13 protein-coding genes and 2 pseudogenes are annotated in these 15302 nt (G+C 69.1%); 8 read left to right on the forward strand and 7 right to left on the reverse strand.

All coding sequences use genetic code 11. The annotated features are described in order from the left end of the window. The 4 genes and pseudogenes from AB0H86_RS16630 to AB0H86_RS16645 form a co-directional block, all read right to left on the reverse strand. Nucleotides 1–256 (reverse strand): annotated as a pseudogene (locus AB0H86_RS16630) (hypothetical protein); the annotation flags it as partial. Further along, on the reverse strand, nt 145–1104 hold the full coding sequence (locus AB0H86_RS16635; RefSeq protein WP_362438031.1) for an ABC transporter permease: 960 nt from the start codon (nt 1102–1104) through the stop codon (nt 145–147). The gene AB0H86_RS16635 and the pseudogene AB0H86_RS16630, both read right to left, overlap by 112 nt. Beyond that, a complete protein-coding gene (locus AB0H86_RS16640; protein ID WP_362438034.1) occupies nt 1101–2168 on the reverse strand; it encodes an ABC transporter permease in 1068 nt (355 codons plus the stop codon). Before AB0H86_RS16640 ends, AB0H86_RS16635 begins: the two co-directional genes overlap by 4 nt. Nucleotides 2169–2212: 44 nt before the next feature. Further along, nucleotides 2213–4084 (reverse strand): ABC transporter substrate-binding protein, encoded by a 1872-nt coding sequence (locus AB0H86_RS16645; RefSeq protein WP_362438037.1) that lies wholly within the window; start codon nt 4082–4084, stop codon nt 2213–2215. A gap of 430 nt (nt 4085–4514) precedes the next feature. Between AB0H86_RS16645 and AB0H86_RS16650 the strand changes: the two genes are divergently transcribed. Genes AB0H86_RS16650 through AB0H86_RS16670 form a run of 5 tightly spaced genes read left to right on the forward strand, consistent with a single transcriptional unit; the run spans nt 4515 to nt 10169 of the window. Beyond that, the gene (locus AB0H86_RS16650; protein WP_362438040.1) at nt 4515–6143 is read left to right on the forward strand and encodes an ABC transporter substrate-binding protein; all 1629 of its coding nucleotides are present in this window, start codon (nt 4515–4517) and stop codon (nt 6141–6143) included. A gap of 7 nt (nt 6144–6150) precedes the next feature. After that, the gene (locus tag AB0H86_RS16655; RefSeq protein ID WP_362438043.1) at nt 6151–7074 is read left to right on the forward strand and encodes an ABC transporter permease; all 924 of its coding nucleotides are present in this window, start codon (nt 6151–6153) and stop codon (nt 7072–7074) included. After that, nucleotides 7067–8110 (forward strand): ABC transporter permease subunit, encoded by a 1044-nt coding sequence (locus AB0H86_RS16660; RefSeq protein WP_362438046.1) that lies wholly within the window; start codon nt 7067–7069, stop codon nt 8108–8110. The genes AB0H86_RS16655 and AB0H86_RS16660 overlap by 8 nt, the downstream gene beginning before the upstream one ends. Nucleotides 8111–8119: 9 nt before the next feature. Continuing rightward, a complete protein-coding gene (locus AB0H86_RS16665; protein WP_362438049.1) occupies nt 8120–9103 on the forward strand; it encodes an ABC transporter ATP-binding protein in 984 nt (327 codons plus the stop codon). Further along, entirely contained in the window at nt 9087–10169 is a 1083-nt protein-coding gene (locus tag AB0H86_RS16670) for a dipeptide ABC transporter ATP-binding protein (protein WP_362438052.1), read from the forward strand. The genes AB0H86_RS16665 and AB0H86_RS16670 overlap by 17 nt, the downstream gene beginning before the upstream one ends. Nucleotides 10170–10357: 188 nt before the next feature. On the opposite strand, the gene AB0H86_RS16675 is transcribed toward AB0H86_RS16670, so the two are convergent. Continuing rightward, complete coding sequence (locus tag AB0H86_RS16675; RefSeq protein ID WP_362438055.1) at nt 10358–12499, reverse strand: prolyl oligopeptidase family serine peptidase; 2142 nt, start codon at nt 12497–12499, stop codon at nt 10358–10360. A gap of 185 nt (nt 12500–12684) precedes the next feature. Between AB0H86_RS16675 and AB0H86_RS16680 the strand changes: the two genes are divergently transcribed. Continuing rightward, nucleotides 12685–12879 (forward strand): hypothetical protein, encoded by a 195-nt coding sequence (locus AB0H86_RS16680; protein ID WP_030038342.1) that lies wholly within the window; start codon nt 12685–12687, stop codon nt 12877–12879. Nucleotides 12880–13267: 388 nt separating this feature from the next. Continuing rightward, nucleotides 13268–13477 carry a hypothetical protein gene (locus AB0H86_RS16685; protein ID WP_362438059.1) on the forward strand — a complete coding sequence of 70 codons (210 nt, stop codon included), beginning with the start codon at nt 13268–13270 and terminating at the stop codon, nt 13475–13477. 9 nt (nt 13478–13486) lie between these two features. Here AB0H86_RS16685 and AB0H86_RS16690 read toward each other — a convergent pair whose 3' ends face one another. After that, the gene (locus AB0H86_RS16690) at nt 13487–13696 is read right to left on the reverse strand and encodes a DUF397 domain-containing protein (RefSeq protein ID WP_362438062.1); all 210 of its coding nucleotides are present in this window, start codon (nt 13694–13696) and stop codon (nt 13487–13489) included. Further along, nucleotides 13693–14562, reverse strand: a complete 870-nt coding sequence (locus AB0H86_RS16695; RefSeq protein WP_362438065.1) for a helix-turn-helix transcriptional regulator — start codon at nt 14560–14562, stop codon at nt 13693–13695. The genes AB0H86_RS16690 and AB0H86_RS16695 overlap by 4 nt, the downstream gene beginning before the upstream one ends. A 164-nt stretch (nt 14563–14726) precedes the next feature. Here AB0H86_RS16695 and AB0H86_RS16700 point away from each other — a divergent pair. Continuing rightward, nucleotides 14727–15150 (forward strand): annotated as a pseudogene (locus AB0H86_RS16700) (ATP-binding protein); the annotation flags it as partial. Between the last annotated feature and the right edge of the window lie 152 nt (nt 15151–15302).

The raw sequence follows: 15302 nt of genomic DNA on the forward strand, positions 1-15302 counted from the left end.
TGAGCACCGAAACCACGGCGCGTGGGCGCAGTGCAAGCGTCGGCGTGGATGTGCCGCCCGCGACACCGAGCCGCAGGTCCACCCCGCGCACCGCGGCGGCCCCGCCCGGGTAGGTCACTTCCAGGCCGCGTACCTCCAGGAGCGTCAACGGTCCACCCCCAGCCGGGGGTTGAGTACCGACTCCACCGCACGCCCGCACAGCGTGAACGACAGCGCGACCGCGGCGATCGCGATGCCGGGCGGCACCAGGTACCACCAGTCTCCGGAACTCACCGCACCCGCCTCCCGGGCTTCCTGGAGCAGCCCGCCCCACGACACCACCGTCGGATCGCCGAGCCCGAGGAAGGCCAGCGTCGCCTCGGCGAGGATCGCGGCGGAGACCATCAGCGTCGCCTGCGCCAGCACCAGCGGCATCACGTTGGGCAGCACATGCCGGGACATGACGTGCCAGTGCCCGCCGCCCAGCGCCTTCGCGCGTTCGATGTACGGCCGTGACTCCACGGCCAGTGTCTGCGCCCGCACCAGCCGCGCGGTGGTCGGCCACGAGGTCACGCCGATCGCGAGGACCACCGTGCCCAGCGAGCGGGACATCACGGTGGCGAGCGCGATGGCGAGCACCAGTGTCGGCATCACCAGGAACCAGTCCGTGACCCGCATCAGCACGGTCGCGTACGCGCCCTTGAAGTGCCCGGCCGTCACACCCACCAGTGTGCCGATGGCCACCGACAGCACGGCCGCAAGCAGCCCCACCAGGAGCGAGACGCGCGAGCCCCACACCAGCAGGCCCAGCAGATCGCGCCCGAACCGGTCGGTGCCCAGCGGGAATTGGCCGCTCGGGCTCTCCATGGGCTGCCCCGGAGCGTCGCTCACCCCGGCCACGTCGGAGCCGACGGTGAGCGGCGCGGTGAGGGCGGCCAGCGCGAACACGGCGAGCGCGACCAGGCCCACCACACCGGCGCGGTGGGTGCGGTAGCGCGTCCAGAACCGTACGAGGGAGCGTCGGCGGCGCTGCCAGGCGAGCCGGCCCGGACCGGACCCGGTCACCGGGGCGGGGCCGCCCGTCGGGCTGTCCGCCGGGATGTCGGTCGGGGTGTCGGTCGTCATCGGCCCACCCGTGGGTCGAGCAGCGGGTAGAGCAGGTCGGCCAGCGTGTTCATGATGATCACCGCCGCGGCGAAGAAGAGGAACAGCCCCTGGACCAGGGGCAGGTCCGGCACGCTCAGTGCCTGGTAGAACAGTCCGCCCAACCCCGGCCAGGAGAACACGGTCTCGACGAGGATCACCCCCGCGACGGTCCGGCCGAGGTTGACGAAGACCAGCGTCACCGTCGGCAGCAGCGCGTTCGGCACGGCGTGCCGGCGCCGGACCAGGTCGTCCCGCAGCCCCTTGGCGCGGGCGGTGGTCAGATAGTCGCTGCCCATCTCGTCGAGCAGCGCCGAGCGGGTGACCAGCAGCGTCTGCCCGTACTCGACGGCGACCAGGGTGACCACGGGGAGGACCAGATGGTGGGCCACGTCGAGGACGTACGCGAATCCCTCCTCGCCGCCCGACTCCATGCCGCCGGTGGGGAACAGCCCGGGGACCGGGCCGATGCCCACCGAGAACACGATGATCAGCAGCAGGCCCAGCCAGAACGACGGGACGGAGTAGAGGGTCAGCGCCAGACCGGTGTTCAGCCGGTCCCCGAGCCGGCCGTGGCGCCAGGCCGCGCGGGTGCCGAGGACGATACCGAGGGCGGTGTACAGGACGAACGCGGTGCCGGTCAGCAGCAGCGTGTTCGGCAGCGCCTCCCCGATCTTGTCGACGACCGGGGCGCGGAACTGGTACGACGTGCCGAGGTCGCCGCTGAGCGCCTTGCCGCAGTAGTCGGTGAACTGCTGCCACAGCGGCAGGTCCAGGCCGAACTCCCGGCGATACGCGGCCAGTTGCGCCGCGGACACCGGGCGGCCACCGGTCATGGTCTTGACCGGGTCGCCCGGGATCAGCCGGAACAGGAAGAACCCGGTGACCAGCACCGCGAGCAGGGAGACGGCGGCGCCGCCCACCTTGCCGGCGCCGTAGCGGACGTACGCCGTGCTGGTGCGCGCCCGGGGGGTGCGTGCCGCCGGTCCGGCGGAGGCCGGCCCGGCGGTCTCCCCGGTCGGCGCGGGCGCTGCGTCAGCGGTCATCGACGTCCTGCCTGCCGGGCTCGTACGGTGGGGCGGCGCATCGGCTACTCACGGTCGTCCGCGGTGGAGCGACGGCGCAGTACGAAGAAGACGCCGGCGCCCACCAGGACCACGGCGGCCACGACACCGCCGATGACCGCGCCGGTCGAACCGGAGTCGTCGGAGGAGCCGTCCGAGGCCGCGGGGACGGCCGACCACCAGCTCCAGTAGCCGTCCTGGCCGTAGATGTTGCCCGCCGCGCTCGGCATCGTTCGGATCGACTTGATCTGGTCGGTCCGATAGGCCTCGACGGCGTTCGGGTACGCCATGACGTTCATGTACCCCAGGTCGTACAGTCGCGACTCCATCTGCTTGACGACAGTGGCCCGTTTGGCGGGGTCGTACTCGGTGAGCTGACGCGCGTACAGGTCGTCGTACCGCTTGTCGCAGACGAAGTTGTCGGTGGCGCCGGTGTCCTTCGGGGTGGCGGGCAGGGCCGCGCAGGTGTGGATCGACAGGACGAAGTCCGGGTCGGGGTTGACGGACCAGCCGTCGAAGGCGAGGTCGTAGGTGCCCGCGAGCCAGGGGTCGGTGACGTTGTCCAGGCAGTCGAGGGTGACCCCGATGCCGAGCTTGCCCCACCACTCCTCCAGGTACTGCCCGACCGCCTTGTCGTTGGGGTCGGTGGCGTGGCAGAGGACGCGGTACGTGATCGGCTTGCCGTCCTTGCCGAGGCGTTTGCCGGAGCTGTTCTTCTTGTAGCCCGCCTGGTCGAGGAGCTGGGCCGCCTTGGCCGGGTCGTAGGCGAGTTCCTGGCTCGCCGTGGGCTTCCAGAAGTACTGCGAGAAGCGGGGCGGGATGTATCCCTCGCCCTCGACGGCGTGCCCCTGGAACACCTTGTCGATGATGGTCTCGCGGTCGACCGCCATGAACAGGGCGTGCCTGACCCGCTCGTCCAGCAGGGAGGGGTCGCCGTCGCCGAACTTCCGGCCGTTCTTCGCCTTGGCGCCCGGGTTGGTGGCGAGGGCGTAGAAGCGGCGGCCGGGGGCGTCGTTGACGCGGATGTTCTTCTCGTTCTTCAGGGAGGCCGCCTGAGCGGGGGTCAGTGACGGGGACCCGGCGACGAAGGAGACCTCGCCCTTGCGCAGGGCGGCCACGGCGGCGTCCTGGTCCTTGTAGTAGCGGAAGACCAGCTCGTCGAACTTCGGAGCGCCCCGCCAGAAGCTCTTGTTCGGCTTGAGGCGGACGTAGCTGTCGGGCTTGTAGTCGGTGAGGACGAACGGCCCGTTCCCGACGACGGGGAAGCTCTTGTCGTTGTTGAACTTCGAGAAGTCGTCCACCTTCTCCCAGACGTGCTTCGGCACGATCGGCACGTCCAGGGCGGTCATCGTGGCCTGCGGTTTCTTCAGCTCGATGACCAGCTGGGTGGGGCTGGGCGCGGTGACCTTCCTGAAGTTGGAGACGAAGCTGCCGTTGGTGGTGGCGGCGCCGTCGTCGGTCATCATCGTGTTGAATGTCCAGGCCGCGTCCTCGGCGGTGGCCTGCTGACCGTCCGACCACGTGGAGTCGGGGCGGATCGTGTAGGTCCAGGTCAGCTTGTCGGCGGACGACTCCCACTTGGTGGCCAGGCCCGGGACGACGTGGTTGTCCTTGGGGTCGTAGTTGGTCAGGTACTCGTACATCAGCCGGTGGATGCTGGTGCTGACCAGCCGTTGTGCCAGGAACGGGCTCAGTGAGTCGACGCTCTGGGCGACCGCGACGGTCAGGACGCTCTTGCTCTCGGCGGCCGAGGCCTGCTGGGGCGCCGGGTTGAGCGGGGTCGCGAGCCCGGCCGATAACGCCAGGGCGGCGGCACCGACGACGGCGACGAGCCGGGCGACGCGGGGCCGTGATCTCCTCGGGCCCGAGAGCCCCCTGCCATGGACTTGTGTGCTCATGGGTCGTGACCTCGCGTCATCGCTCGCACAGGGACGGCTTGTCGGAGTGCTGTCGGGGTGCTGTCGGAGTGCTGGATCGGACCGAACCGGGTGTCGCCGACGGGATTGATGAGTGTGTCTATCAGCGCCGCTCCACGTGCGTCAACGGCGCGTGAAGGCCGTGTGGCCTGCGGAAATAATCCGTTGATGGGAACGAGACAGTCATTGGTCCACACCTGTGAAGCTCCCCAGGTGGAGGCCTGACGATGTTTCTCGGCCCTTCCGTCCCTCGTGTGGGCGAGGGGGTCGGGCGACTGTGCGACCGCTGACCCATACGGCCCGTGCGCACATGCGGTATGGGTGTTATGTGCTGGTATTGATCGGTAACGGGTCAGCATCCCGGCGCCGGCTGCGCACGGCACCGCGCGGGGCATTCAGGAGGAGGCAATCCATGCGTGGAGCCACGCACGCCAGATGGGCCGCCTGCGCGGCGGCGGTTGCCCTCGCGGCGTCCGGCTGCGGCGGCGACAGCAGCGCCAGCAGCGACGGCGCCGCCGTGCTCAGTTCCTCCTGGGGCGATCCGCAGAACCCGCTGGAGCCGGCCAACACCAACGAGGTCCAGGGCGGCAAGGTCCTCGACATGATCTTCCGGAACCTCAAGAGGTACGACCCCGTGACCGGCGCGGCCGAGGACATGCTGGCCCAGAAGATCGACACCTCGGACTCGCAGAACTACACCATCATCATCAAGGGCGGCTGGACGTTCAGCAACGGCGAGGCCGTCACCGCCAAGTCCTTCGTGGACGCCTGGAACTACGGCGCCAGCCTGAAGAACAACCAGAAGAACGCGTACTTCTTCGGCTACATCGACGGCTACGACACCGTCCACCCGGAGGACGGAAGCAAACAGACCGCCGACACTCTCTCCGGTCTCAGGGTCGTCGACGACAAGACCTTCACCGTCAAGCTGAACCAGAAGTTCTCGTCGTTCCCGGACACCCTCGGATACGCCGCCTTCGCCCCGCTCCCGCAGGCCTTCTTCGACGACCACGCCGCCTGGGTGGAGAAGCCGGTCGGCAACGGCCCGTACACCGTCGACTCGTACACCAAGGGCACCCAGATGTCCCTGCGGAAGTGGGACGCCTACCCCGGCCCGGACAGGGCGCAGAACGGCGGCGTCGACCTGAAGGTCTACACCGACAACAACACCGCCTACACCGATCTGATGGCCGGCAACCTCGACCTGGTCGACGACGTCCCCGCCGCCCAGCTCAAGAACGCCAAGAGCGACCTCGGCGGCCGGTACCTCAACACCCCGGCAGGCATCATCCAGACGCTCGCCTTCCCGTTCTACGACAGCGACTGGAACCAGAGCGGGTCTCAGAAGGTCCGTACGGGCCTGTCCATGGCGATCGACCGGAAGCAGATCACGGAAACGATCTTCCAGAAGACCCGCACCCCCGCCACCGACTGGACCTCCCCGGTCCTCGGCACGGACGGCGGCTTCCAGGACGGCCTATGCGGGAACGCCTGCGTGTACAACCCCGACGAGGCCAAGAAGATGGTCCAGGAGGGCGGCGGGCTCCCGGGCGGCCAGGTCAAGATCACGTACAACGCGGACACCGGCTCACACAAGGAGTGGGTCGACGCCGTCTGCAACTCCATCAACAACGCGCTGGACAACGACAAGGCCTGCGTCGGCAACCCGGTCGGCACCTTCGCCGACTTCCGCACCCAGATCACCGACAAGAAGATGAGCGGGCCGTTCCGGGCCGGGTGGCAGATGGACTACCCCCTCATCCAGAACTTCCTCCAGCCGCTGTACTACACCGACGCCTCCTCCAACGACGGCAAGTGGTCCAACCAGGACTTCGACAACCTCGTCGACCAGGCCAACGCCGAGACCGACACCGCCAAGGCCGTCCAGACCTTCCAGAAGGCCGAGAAGGTCGTCCGGGACAACATGGCCGCCATCCCGCTCTGGTACCAGAACGGCAGCGCCGGCTACTCGGAGCGGCTGTCCGAGGTGAAGCTCAACCCCTTCAGCGTCCCCGTCTACAACGAGATCAAGGTCAGCTGAGCCCGTCATGGGACGGTACGTCGTCCGGCGGCTGCTCCAGATGGTCCCGGTGTTCATCGGCGCCACCCTGTTGATCTTCCTGATGGTGAACGTGATGGGCGACCCCATCGCGGGCCTGTGCGGTGAGAGGCAGTGCGACCCGGCGACGGCGGCCCAGCTGAAGAAGGAGTTCGGCCTCGATAAGCCGGTCTGGCAGCAGTACCTGACCTACATGGGCAATGTCTTCACCGGCGACTTCGGCACCGCGTTCAACGGCCAGGAGGTCACCGAGCTGATGGCGACGGCCTTCCCGGTCACCATCCGGCTGACGATCGTGGCGATCCTCTTCGAGATCGTCATCGGCATCACCCTGGGTGTCGTCACGGGTCTGCGGCGCGGGCGGCCCGTCGACACCTCGGTCCTGCTGCTCACCCTCGTGGTGATCTCCGTCCCCACCTTCGTCACCGGTCTGCTGCTCCAGCTTCTGCTCGGCGTCGAGTGGGGCTGGATCAAACCGTCGGTGTCGACGGACGCCACGTTCGGCGAGCTGATCGTGCCGGGGCTGGTCCTGGCCTCCGTGTCGCTCGCCTACGTGACCCGCCTGACCCGTACGTCCATCGCGGAGAACAAGCGGTCCGACTACGTCCGTACGGCCGTCGCCAAGGGGCTGCCGAGGCGGCGCGTCATCACCCGGCACCTGCTGCGCAACTCCCTGATCCCCGTGGTCACCTTCATCGGCACCGACATCGGCGCGCTGATGGGCGGGGCGATCGTCACCGAGCGGATCTTCAACATCCACGGCGTGGGCTACCAGCTCTACCAGGGGATCCTGCGCCAGAACACCCAGACCGTCGTCGGCTTCGTGACCGTGCTCGTGCTGGTGTTCCTGGTCGCCAACCTGATCGTCGACCTCCTGTACGCCGTCCTCGACCCCCGGATCCGCTATGCCTGAGCCGATGCCGCGGGAGCCGTACATGTCGGGCGGGGGCCGCGCCGCCGAGGACGGCGCGATCGCCGCGACCGGAATGGGCGGCGCCATGGACCTCGCCACGAGCGAGGGCGAGGTGCTGGAACAGCAGTCGTCAGGCGGCTCCGAGGGACAGCACCCGGACGGACCGGAAGGCACGAAGGGCCCCTCCGGCAAGCCCCGCAGCCTCTGGTCCGACGCCTGGCGCGACCTGCGCCGCAACCCGGTCTTCATCATCTCCGGCCTGGTGATCCTCTTCCTCGTCGTCATCTCGATCTGGCCGTCGCTGATCGCCTCCGGCAGCCCGCTCAAGTGCGACCTCGCCAAGGCCCAGGAGGGCTCCCAGCCAGGCGCGCCGTTCGGCTACGACGGCCAGGGCTGCAACGTCTACACCCGCACCGTCTACGGCGCCCGGACCTCCGTCACGGTCGGCGTCTGCGCGTCGCTCGGTGTGGCGATCATCGGGTCGGTCCTCGGCGGGCTCGCCGGGTTCTTCGGCGGGCTCCCGGACTCGTTCCTGTCCCGGATCACCGACGTCTTCTTCGCGATCCCCGTCGTCCTCGGCGGTCTGGTCCTGCTCTCCGTGGTGACCAGCAACACCGTCTGGCCGGTCATCGGGTTCATGGTGCTGCTGGGCTGGCCGCAGATCTCCCGTATCGCCCGGGGTTCCGTCATCACCGCCAAACAGCACGACTACGTCCAGGCCGCACGGGCGCTGGGCGCCTCCAACTCCCGGCTGCTGCTGCGGCACATCATGCCCAACGCCATCGCGCCGGTGATCGTCGTGGCGACCATCGCGCTCGGCACCTACATCGCGCTGGAGGCGACCCTGTCGTACCTCGGCGTGGGGCTGAAGCCGCCGACGGTCAGCTGGGGGATCGACATCTCCGCGGCGTCCGCCTACATCCGCCAGGCCCCGCACATGCTGCTCTGGCCGGCCGGGGCGCTCGCGCTCACCGTGCTCGCGTTCATCATGCTCGGCGACGCGGTGCGCGACGCCCTCGACCCGAGGCTGAGGTGACCCGCCGCGATGCTGCTCGAAGTGCGTGATCTGCACGTGGAGTTCCGGACCAGGGACGGCGTCGCCAAGGCCGTCAACGGCGTCGACTACGGCGTGGACGCCGGCGAGACGCTCGCCGTGCTCGGTGAGTCCGGCTCCGGCAAGTCGGTGACCGCGCAGACCGTCATGGGCATCCTCGACATCCCGCCGGGGCGGATCACCGGCGGCGAGATCCTCTTCCAGGGCCAGGACCTGCTGAAGCTGAAGGAGGAGGAACGGCGGAGGATCCGCGGCGCCGAGATGGCGATGATCTTCCAGGACGCGCTGTCGTCGCTGAATCCGGTGCTCTCCGTCGGCGACCAGCTCGGCGAGATGTTCGTGGTCCACCGGGGCATGTCGCGCAAGGACGCGCGGGCCAAGGCGGTCGAGCTGATGGACCACGTCCGCATCCCCGGCGCCAGGGAGCGGGTGAGGCAGTACCCGCACCAGTTCTCCGGCGGTATGCGCCAGCGCATCATGATCGCCATGGCGCTCGCGCTGGAGCCCGCGCTGATCATCGCCGACGAGCCCACCACGGCTCTCGACGTGACGGTCCAGGCCCAGGTCATGGATCTGCTCGCGGAGTTGCAGCGCGAGTACCACATGGGCCTCATCCTGATCACCCACGACCTCGGTGTGGTCGCCGACGTCGCGGACAGGATCGCGGTGATGTACGCGGGCCGGATCGTCGAGTCGGCCCCGGTCCACGACATCTACAAGGCGCCCGCCCACCCGTACACCCGGGGCCTGCTGGACTCCATCCCGCGCCTGGACCAGAAGGGCCAGGACCTCTACGCCATCAAGGGCCTGCCGCCCAACCTGATGAACATCCCGCCCGGTTGCGCCTTCCACCCGCGCTGCCCGATGGCCCAGGACGTGTGCCGCACCGACGTGCCCCCGCTGTACGAGGTCTCCGGGGATCGGGGCAGCGCCTGCCACTTCTGGAGGGAGTGCCTGCATGGCCTCGACGCCTGAGCCGATCCTGGAGGTCAGCGGACTGGTCAAGCACTACCCTCTCACCCGGGGCATCCTGTTCAAGAAGCAGGTCGGCGCGGTCAAGGCCGTGGACGGCGTCGACTTCACCCTGGACCGGGGCGAGACCCTGGGCATCGTGGGCGAGTCCGGCTGCGGCAAGTCGACGGTCGCCAAGATGCTGGTCAACCTGGAACGGCCGACGGCGGGCGAGATCCGCTACCGGGGCGAGGACATCACCAAGCTGTCCGGGCGGGCTCTGAAGGCGGTCCGGCGCAACATCCAGATGGTGTTCCAGGACCCGTACACCTCGCTCAACCCGAGGATGACGGTCGGCGACATCATCGGGGAGCCGTACGACATCCACCCCGAGGTGGCCCCGAAGGGCGACCGGCGCCGCAAGGTGCAGGACCTCCTCGACGTCGTCGGCCTCAATCCCGAGTACATCAACCGGTACCCGCACCAGTTCTCCGGCGGCCAGCGCCAACGCATCGGCATCGCACGGGGGTTGGCGCTGCGCCCCGAGGTCATCGTCGCCGACGAGCCGGTGTCGGCGCTCGACGTGTCGGTGCAGGCGCAGGTCATCAATCTGATGGCCAGTCTCCAGGACGAGTTCGCGCTCTCCTACGTCTTCATCGCGCACGACCTGTCGATCGTCCGGCACATCTCCGACCGGGTCGGGGTCATGTACCTCGGCCGGATCGTGGAGACCGGCAGGGACGCCGAGATCTACGACCATCCCACCCACCCCTACACCCAGGCGCTGCTGTCCGCCGTACCCGTCCCGGACCCGGATGCCCGCGAACACCGCGAGCGGATCATCCTGGCGGGCGACGTGCCGTCCCCGACGAACATCCCCTCCGGCTGCCGCTTCCGCACCCGCTGCTGGAAGGCGCGGGAGCGTTGCGCCCTGGAGGTGCCCGCACTCGCGGTGCCCGCCGAGTTCCGGTTCCTGCCCGGCCCCACCGCCCACGACTCGGCCTGCCACTTCGCGGAGGAGAAACAGGTGGTGCCACCGGAGGAGGGGAGGGGCGAGGCCCGGAACGGTCGTGACGAAGGGCGGGAATAACCGCACAAACGCCCACCAACCGCGTTAACACGCAAGCAACTTCACCGACCCGATCCCGATATACGGACACGTCAGGCTGAACAGCGTACGGCCGTGCGGGTGCCGTAAACGGGCCGGGAGCGCCATGTCTCCCGGCCCGTTTTTTCGCGCCCGACCCGGAGCGGTACGCACAACCTCGAAGGCGGCGTCTACACCTGACCGGCGCCCAGCCGAAGCGCCCGCCTGAGGAAGTCCACCTGAAGCAGCAACAGGTTCTCCGCGACCTGTTCCTGGGGGGGCATGTGGGTCACCCCGGACAGCGGCAGCACCTCGTGGGGGCGGCCGGCGGCGAGGAGGGCGGAGGACAGGCGCAGGGCGTGGGCGAAGACCACGTTGTCGTCGGCCGTGCCGTGCACGATCATCAGCGGGCGGTGCGGCTCGGCGGGCGAGGACAGGCCCTCGTCGGTGACCAGCGAACTCCTGGCGTACGACTCCGGGTGCGCGGCCGGATCGCCCAGGTACCGCTCCGTGTAGTGGGTGTCGTACAGCCGCCAGTCCGTGACCGGGGCGCCCGCGATGCCCGCGTGGAAGACATCGGGGCGGCGCAGCACCGCGAGGCCCGCCAGCCAACCGCCGTACGACCAGCCGCGGATCGCCACCCGGGACAGGTCGAGGGGGTACGACTTCGCCAGGTCCTGGAGCGCCTCGACCTGGTCGTCCAGGGAGACCGTGAAGTCGTGATGGATCGCCTTCTCCCAGGCGGGGGAGTGGCCGGGAGTGCCCCGGCCGTCGGCGACGACCACCGCGAAACCCTGGTCGGCGAACCACTGCGAGGTGAGATGCGCGTTGTGTGCGGCGACCACCCGCGGTCCGTGCGGACCGCCGTAGGGATCGAGGAGCACCGGGAGGGGAGTGTCATCGGGGTAGTCCGTAGGCATAAGCACGGCGCACGGGATTCGGCGTGCGCCCCCCTCGGTGAGTGTCACGCGCGGGGACAAACCGGGATCTTCGGCGTACGAGGCGACCGTCGCCGTCTCCTTCCCGTCCCGAAGTACCCGTGCCCGGGCCCCCGGCCGGTCGAGAGTGGCGGACACCAGCACGGTCACGCCCCCAGCGCGCACCGCCGAGTGCACACCGGGCTCCTGTGACACACGCTCCGTCCCGAGCTCGTTCACCCGGTACACGTGTACCTGCCCGGTCTCCGGGGACGCGGTCTCCTCGCCCGCCGACGCCGAGACCAGGACGTCGTCCGCGGACACGTCCAGTACCGCGCGAACCTGCAACTGGGCGCCGGTCAGCGGGCGTTCGCCGACCGCGAGGACCCGTGCGCCGCCCTCGTCGGCGATGCGGACCAGCTGCCCGGACGGGCTCCAGCACGGCACCCTGGGGAAAAGATCAAGCCAAGTTGGATCTTCGTCCGCGTGCACCATCCGGGTCCGCCCGGTCGCCGGATCCACCGCCAGGAACAGCTGACTGCGCTGGTCGCGCGCTTGTACGAGCAGGAGTGGGGCACCCGCCGCTGACCAGTGCACATGCGCCAGGTACGGGTAGCGCGCCCAGTCCCAGACGACCTCGGTGCGCACTCCGTCCAGGCCGATCACGAACAGCCGTACGTCCGCGTTGTCGGTGCCCGCCGCCGGGTACGCCACGTGTTGTGGATCACGCTCCGGATGGGCCGGGTCGGAGATCCACCACCGCCGCACCGGCGTGTCGTCCACCCGCGCGACCAGCAGCCGGTCCGACTCCGGCGACCACCAGTAGCCCCGTGAACGGCCCATCTCCTCGGCCGCGATGAACTCCGCCAGACCGTAGGTGACCTGCGTCGCGCCCGCCGAGGACTCCGGTTCGGCCAGCGGCCGGTCGCCCTCGCCGTCGGCGCCCATCACCCGTAGGGCGCCCTGCGAGACGTACGCGACATGCCGTCCGTCGGGGGAGGGGCGCGGGTCGATCACCGGGCCGGGGGCAGGGAGTTCACGTGCCGTACCGACTTGCAACTCCGCCGCGAAAAGCCGTCCTGACAAGGCGAAACACGCCAACTCCGCGGCTTCGTCGGTGGCGTAGCCGACGATGCCGCCACCGCCCTCGCGACTGCGCTCGCGCCGCGCCCGCTCCTCGGGCGGGAGGTGCTCCGTCGCACCTCCGAGGAGGGCGCGCGGGTCGGCCGCCACGCGCTCCCCGCCGTCCGCCAGGTCCAGCACCCACAGCGAGTTGGCCCGGTCGGTACCCGAGTTCGAGCGCAGGAACACGACACGCGAACCGTCGGGCGACACGGTGAACGCGCGCGGAGCGCCGAGCGTGAAGCGCTGGGTACGGGCGTGCCGACGGGGGAAGGAGTCAGGCTCGGTCGTCATCCCCTGACCATATTGGCCATGCGCCCCCTTGTGCGGCCGTGCGCCGATCAATGCGCGCGTACGGATAGTTATGATCACTAGCGCATAGTGGGTATCAACCTGCTGGCTGCTGTACGGATTTATCTGCCCCCATAGCTCCGTCCCGTCCGCCCCCATGTCCCTGGGTTCTTTGGAGGTGAGCCGCCGTGGCACTCTCGATTTCGGCGGTAGTGCTGCTGGCGATCATCGTCTTCCTTCTGATCAAGAAGTCCGGGCTCAAGGGAGGGCACGCGGTCGTGTGCGTCCTGCTCGGCTTCTACCTGGCCTCGTCGACGGTGGCCCCGACGATCAGTGAGCTGACGACGAACATCGCGGGCATGATCGGCAGCATCAAGTTCTGACCCGCCCCGACGCGTGAGCTCCGGCCGGCAGCGACCGGGGCCCGCGCCTAGCCGAACGACCTGTTCCGCACCTCCGCGCCACCTGGCTCCGTAAGCTTGATGGATCTAGGACAAGCGAAGGCTGAGGCAGCGGCGCGTGGAGTTGACCATCGGCTCCGGGAGCTGGCGAAGGCGTCGCCCAACTTCGGGCGCCTGTACGCGTACCAGCCTCTCGCGGTACGCGGCGGGTGTACTCAAGGAACAGGCGATGGCCGTGTGGCGCTGAGAGGAACCCTTTGCGTTCCGCTACGCCACGGGCACGGAGACGTACTTCCTCAACCGTGTCGGTCCGGACGCCCGCTCTCGGGAAGTCATCGCCTTCCACCGCCCCGAGGCCTTCGCCGCGTGGATGAAGCGGGCCGACGAGGACCCGGACATGCCCACCTTCCGGGCGGCTCTGCGCACGAGCATGCCGCTCCTGGAGACGCACGGCTTGCGCATGGCTCAGGTCGAGGCCATCACGGGCCTGGGTGGGTCCCTAGCCTCCGACCGCCCGCGTGCCCTGATCCATATGGCGACGGGTGCCGGGGTCGACGTACCGGAGGCCGAGGTCGAGTAGCCGGGCCGGTCAGCCTTCGGACGCGTACGGCACGAAGTCCGCCCAGGTGGCCGGGGAGAAGGCGAGGCGGGGGCCGTCCACGTTCTTGGAGTCGCGGACGTGGACGGTGCCGGGGGCGGTGGCGAGTTCGACGCAGGAGTCGCCCTCGCTACTGCTGCTGTAGCTGCTTTTGAACCACGCCAGGTCGAAGGCGTCCCCGGCCGAGGTTTCGCGGATCATGTTTCCCCCAGCAGTCGCTCGACAAAGGCCATCGACTCACGTGGCGTGAGAGCCTGAGCCCGGATGATCCCATACCGCAGCTCAAGGATACGGAGCTGCTTGGGATCGGAGACCGGTCGGCCATTGGCCACCGCTTGTGAACGCCCCACGGCCGAGCCGTCCTCGAACTTCAGCACCTCGATGCCGCCGGCCAGTCCGGCGTGCTCGTCGCGATCCATCGGCATCACCTGTAGCTCGACGCTCCGCAACTGCCCCATTTCCAGCAGATGTTCGAGCTGACGACGCAACGCCGGTTTCCCTCCGAGTGGACGTCGCAGCGTCCACTCCTCCAGGACGAAGCTGAGTTCGGGCACAGGGTCTCGCTCGAAGACGGCTTTGCGGGCAACGCGCGCGGCGATGAACCGCTCCACCTCGTCCTCGGCGTACGCAGGTCGCCGCATCAGGAGAAGCCCGCGTCCGTACTCCGGCGTCTGCAGCAACCCGTGGATGTTCAGGGGGTCGTAGAGCTGAAGCTCGACCGCCTTCGCCTCCAGCTGCGCCAGGTCCCGAACCTTCTTCGGATACCGAACCCTCTTCACGTCCTCCTTCATCGCCGAGAGCAACCCACCCGCCCTCAACACTTCGTCGGCCTTGTCCAGGTACTCGGGCTGAGGAATCCGCTTCCCGCTCTCGATCTTGTAGACCAGGTCCTCCCCGTACCCGACCGCCTTCCCGAACTCGGCGGCCCGCATCCCCACCGCCTCCCGCCGCAGCTTCAGCTGCCGCCCCACGGTGGCGACGACCGCCACGCCCCAGTCGTCGTCCGGGTCCACCTCCCAACCCGGCTCGTCCGCCTCGCTCTTGAGCCGAGCCGCGCTGCCGTCCACCTGCTGCATCCCGCACCCCTCCGTCGTACGACCGTGCCGCGACGCCCCCTACCCGCACGCCCCGTCTCGACAGCCTGGACACGACCGGACAACGTCCGGACAGTCACCGTACGCAACGGAGTCGTCACTGTTCACGGTAAGCATGGGCGGCCACTCTGAGTGACGTGATCCAAGAAACCGTCACCCCCGAGGCCCGACTCGGCCACCCCATCCGCAACTTCAGCGTGCAGCTGTCACCCACGCCACGCAAGCCCGCCTCGCCCGCCTGCTCGCCACCGAGCAACTCCGCTCCTGGGAACTCCCGTTGGACCCGGCACGTCAGGTCGTCGCCGAACTCGCGGCCAACGCGGCCACCCACAGCCGCGTTCCCGGCCGGGACTTCAAGCTCACCCTGTACGTCGTCGGCGACACCCTGCGCATCGAGGTGACCGACACCTGCGGCGACCGCCCGCCCTGCCTCCAAGACCCCACCCCCGACGCCGAGTCCGGCCGGGCCTCGTCCTCGTCGAGGCACTCGCCGACCGCTGGGGCGTATCCCTGGGACCACGCCCTCGCAAGACGATCTGGGCGGAACTGAACCTCGTACCAAAACCGGAACCGGAAGGCGAAAGCCCCACCGCTCCCGCGCCCGCCCACGGCGGCAAGGGGACGGGACGGGGGTGTCCGTCCTCGGTCTGGCGCGGAATCGGTTTCTCACCTAGTGGGCGGTGTTGACGCGCCAGACGCTGCGGGCGGACACC

The organism is Streptomyces sp. NPDC050997, assembly GCF_040660135.1.
Classification (GTDB): Bacteria; Actinomycetota; Actinomycetes; order Streptomycetales; family Streptomycetaceae; genus Streptomyces.

Coding starts and splice junctions, on each gene's coding strand:
- AB0H86_RS16685 (WP_362438059.1), top strand. CDS start 13,268: ATGAAGCGGGCCGACGAGGACCCGGACATGCCCACCTTCCGGGCGGCT.
- AB0H86_RS16660 (WP_362438046.1), top strand. CDS start 7,067: ATGCCTGAGCCGATGCCGCGGGAGCCGTACATGTCGGGCGGGGGCCGC.
- AB0H86_RS16650 (WP_362438040.1), top strand. CDS start 4,515: ATGCGTGGAGCCACGCACGCCAGATGGGCCGCCTGCGCGGCGGCGGTT.
- AB0H86_RS16670 (WP_362438052.1), top strand. CDS start 9,087: ATGGCCTCGACGCCTGAGCCGATCCTGGAGGTCAGCGGACTGGTCAAG.
- AB0H86_RS16675 (WP_362438055.1), bottom strand. CDS start 12,499: ATGACGACCGAGCCTGACTCCTTCCCCCGTCGGCACGCCCGTACCCAG.
- AB0H86_RS16690 (WP_362438062.1), bottom strand. CDS start 13,696: ATGATCCGCGAAACCTCGGCCGGGGACGCCTTCGACCTGGCGTGGTTC.
- AB0H86_RS16635 (WP_362438031.1), bottom strand. CDS start 1,104: ATGACGACCGACACCCCGACCGACATCCCGGCGGACAGCCCGACGGGC.
- AB0H86_RS16655 (WP_362438043.1), top strand. CDS start 6,151: ATGGGACGGTACGTCGTCCGGCGGCTGCTCCAGATGGTCCCGGTGTTC.
- AB0H86_RS16645 (WP_362438037.1), bottom strand. CDS start 4,084: ATGAGCACACAAGTCCATGGCAGGGGGCTCTCGGGCCCGAGGAGATCA.
- AB0H86_RS16640 (WP_362438034.1), bottom strand. CDS start 2,168: ATGACCGCTGACGCAGCGCCCGCGCCGACCGGGGAGACCGCCGGGCCG.
- AB0H86_RS16665 (WP_362438049.1), top strand. CDS start 8,120: ATGCTGCTCGAAGTGCGTGATCTGCACGTGGAGTTCCGGACCAGGGAC.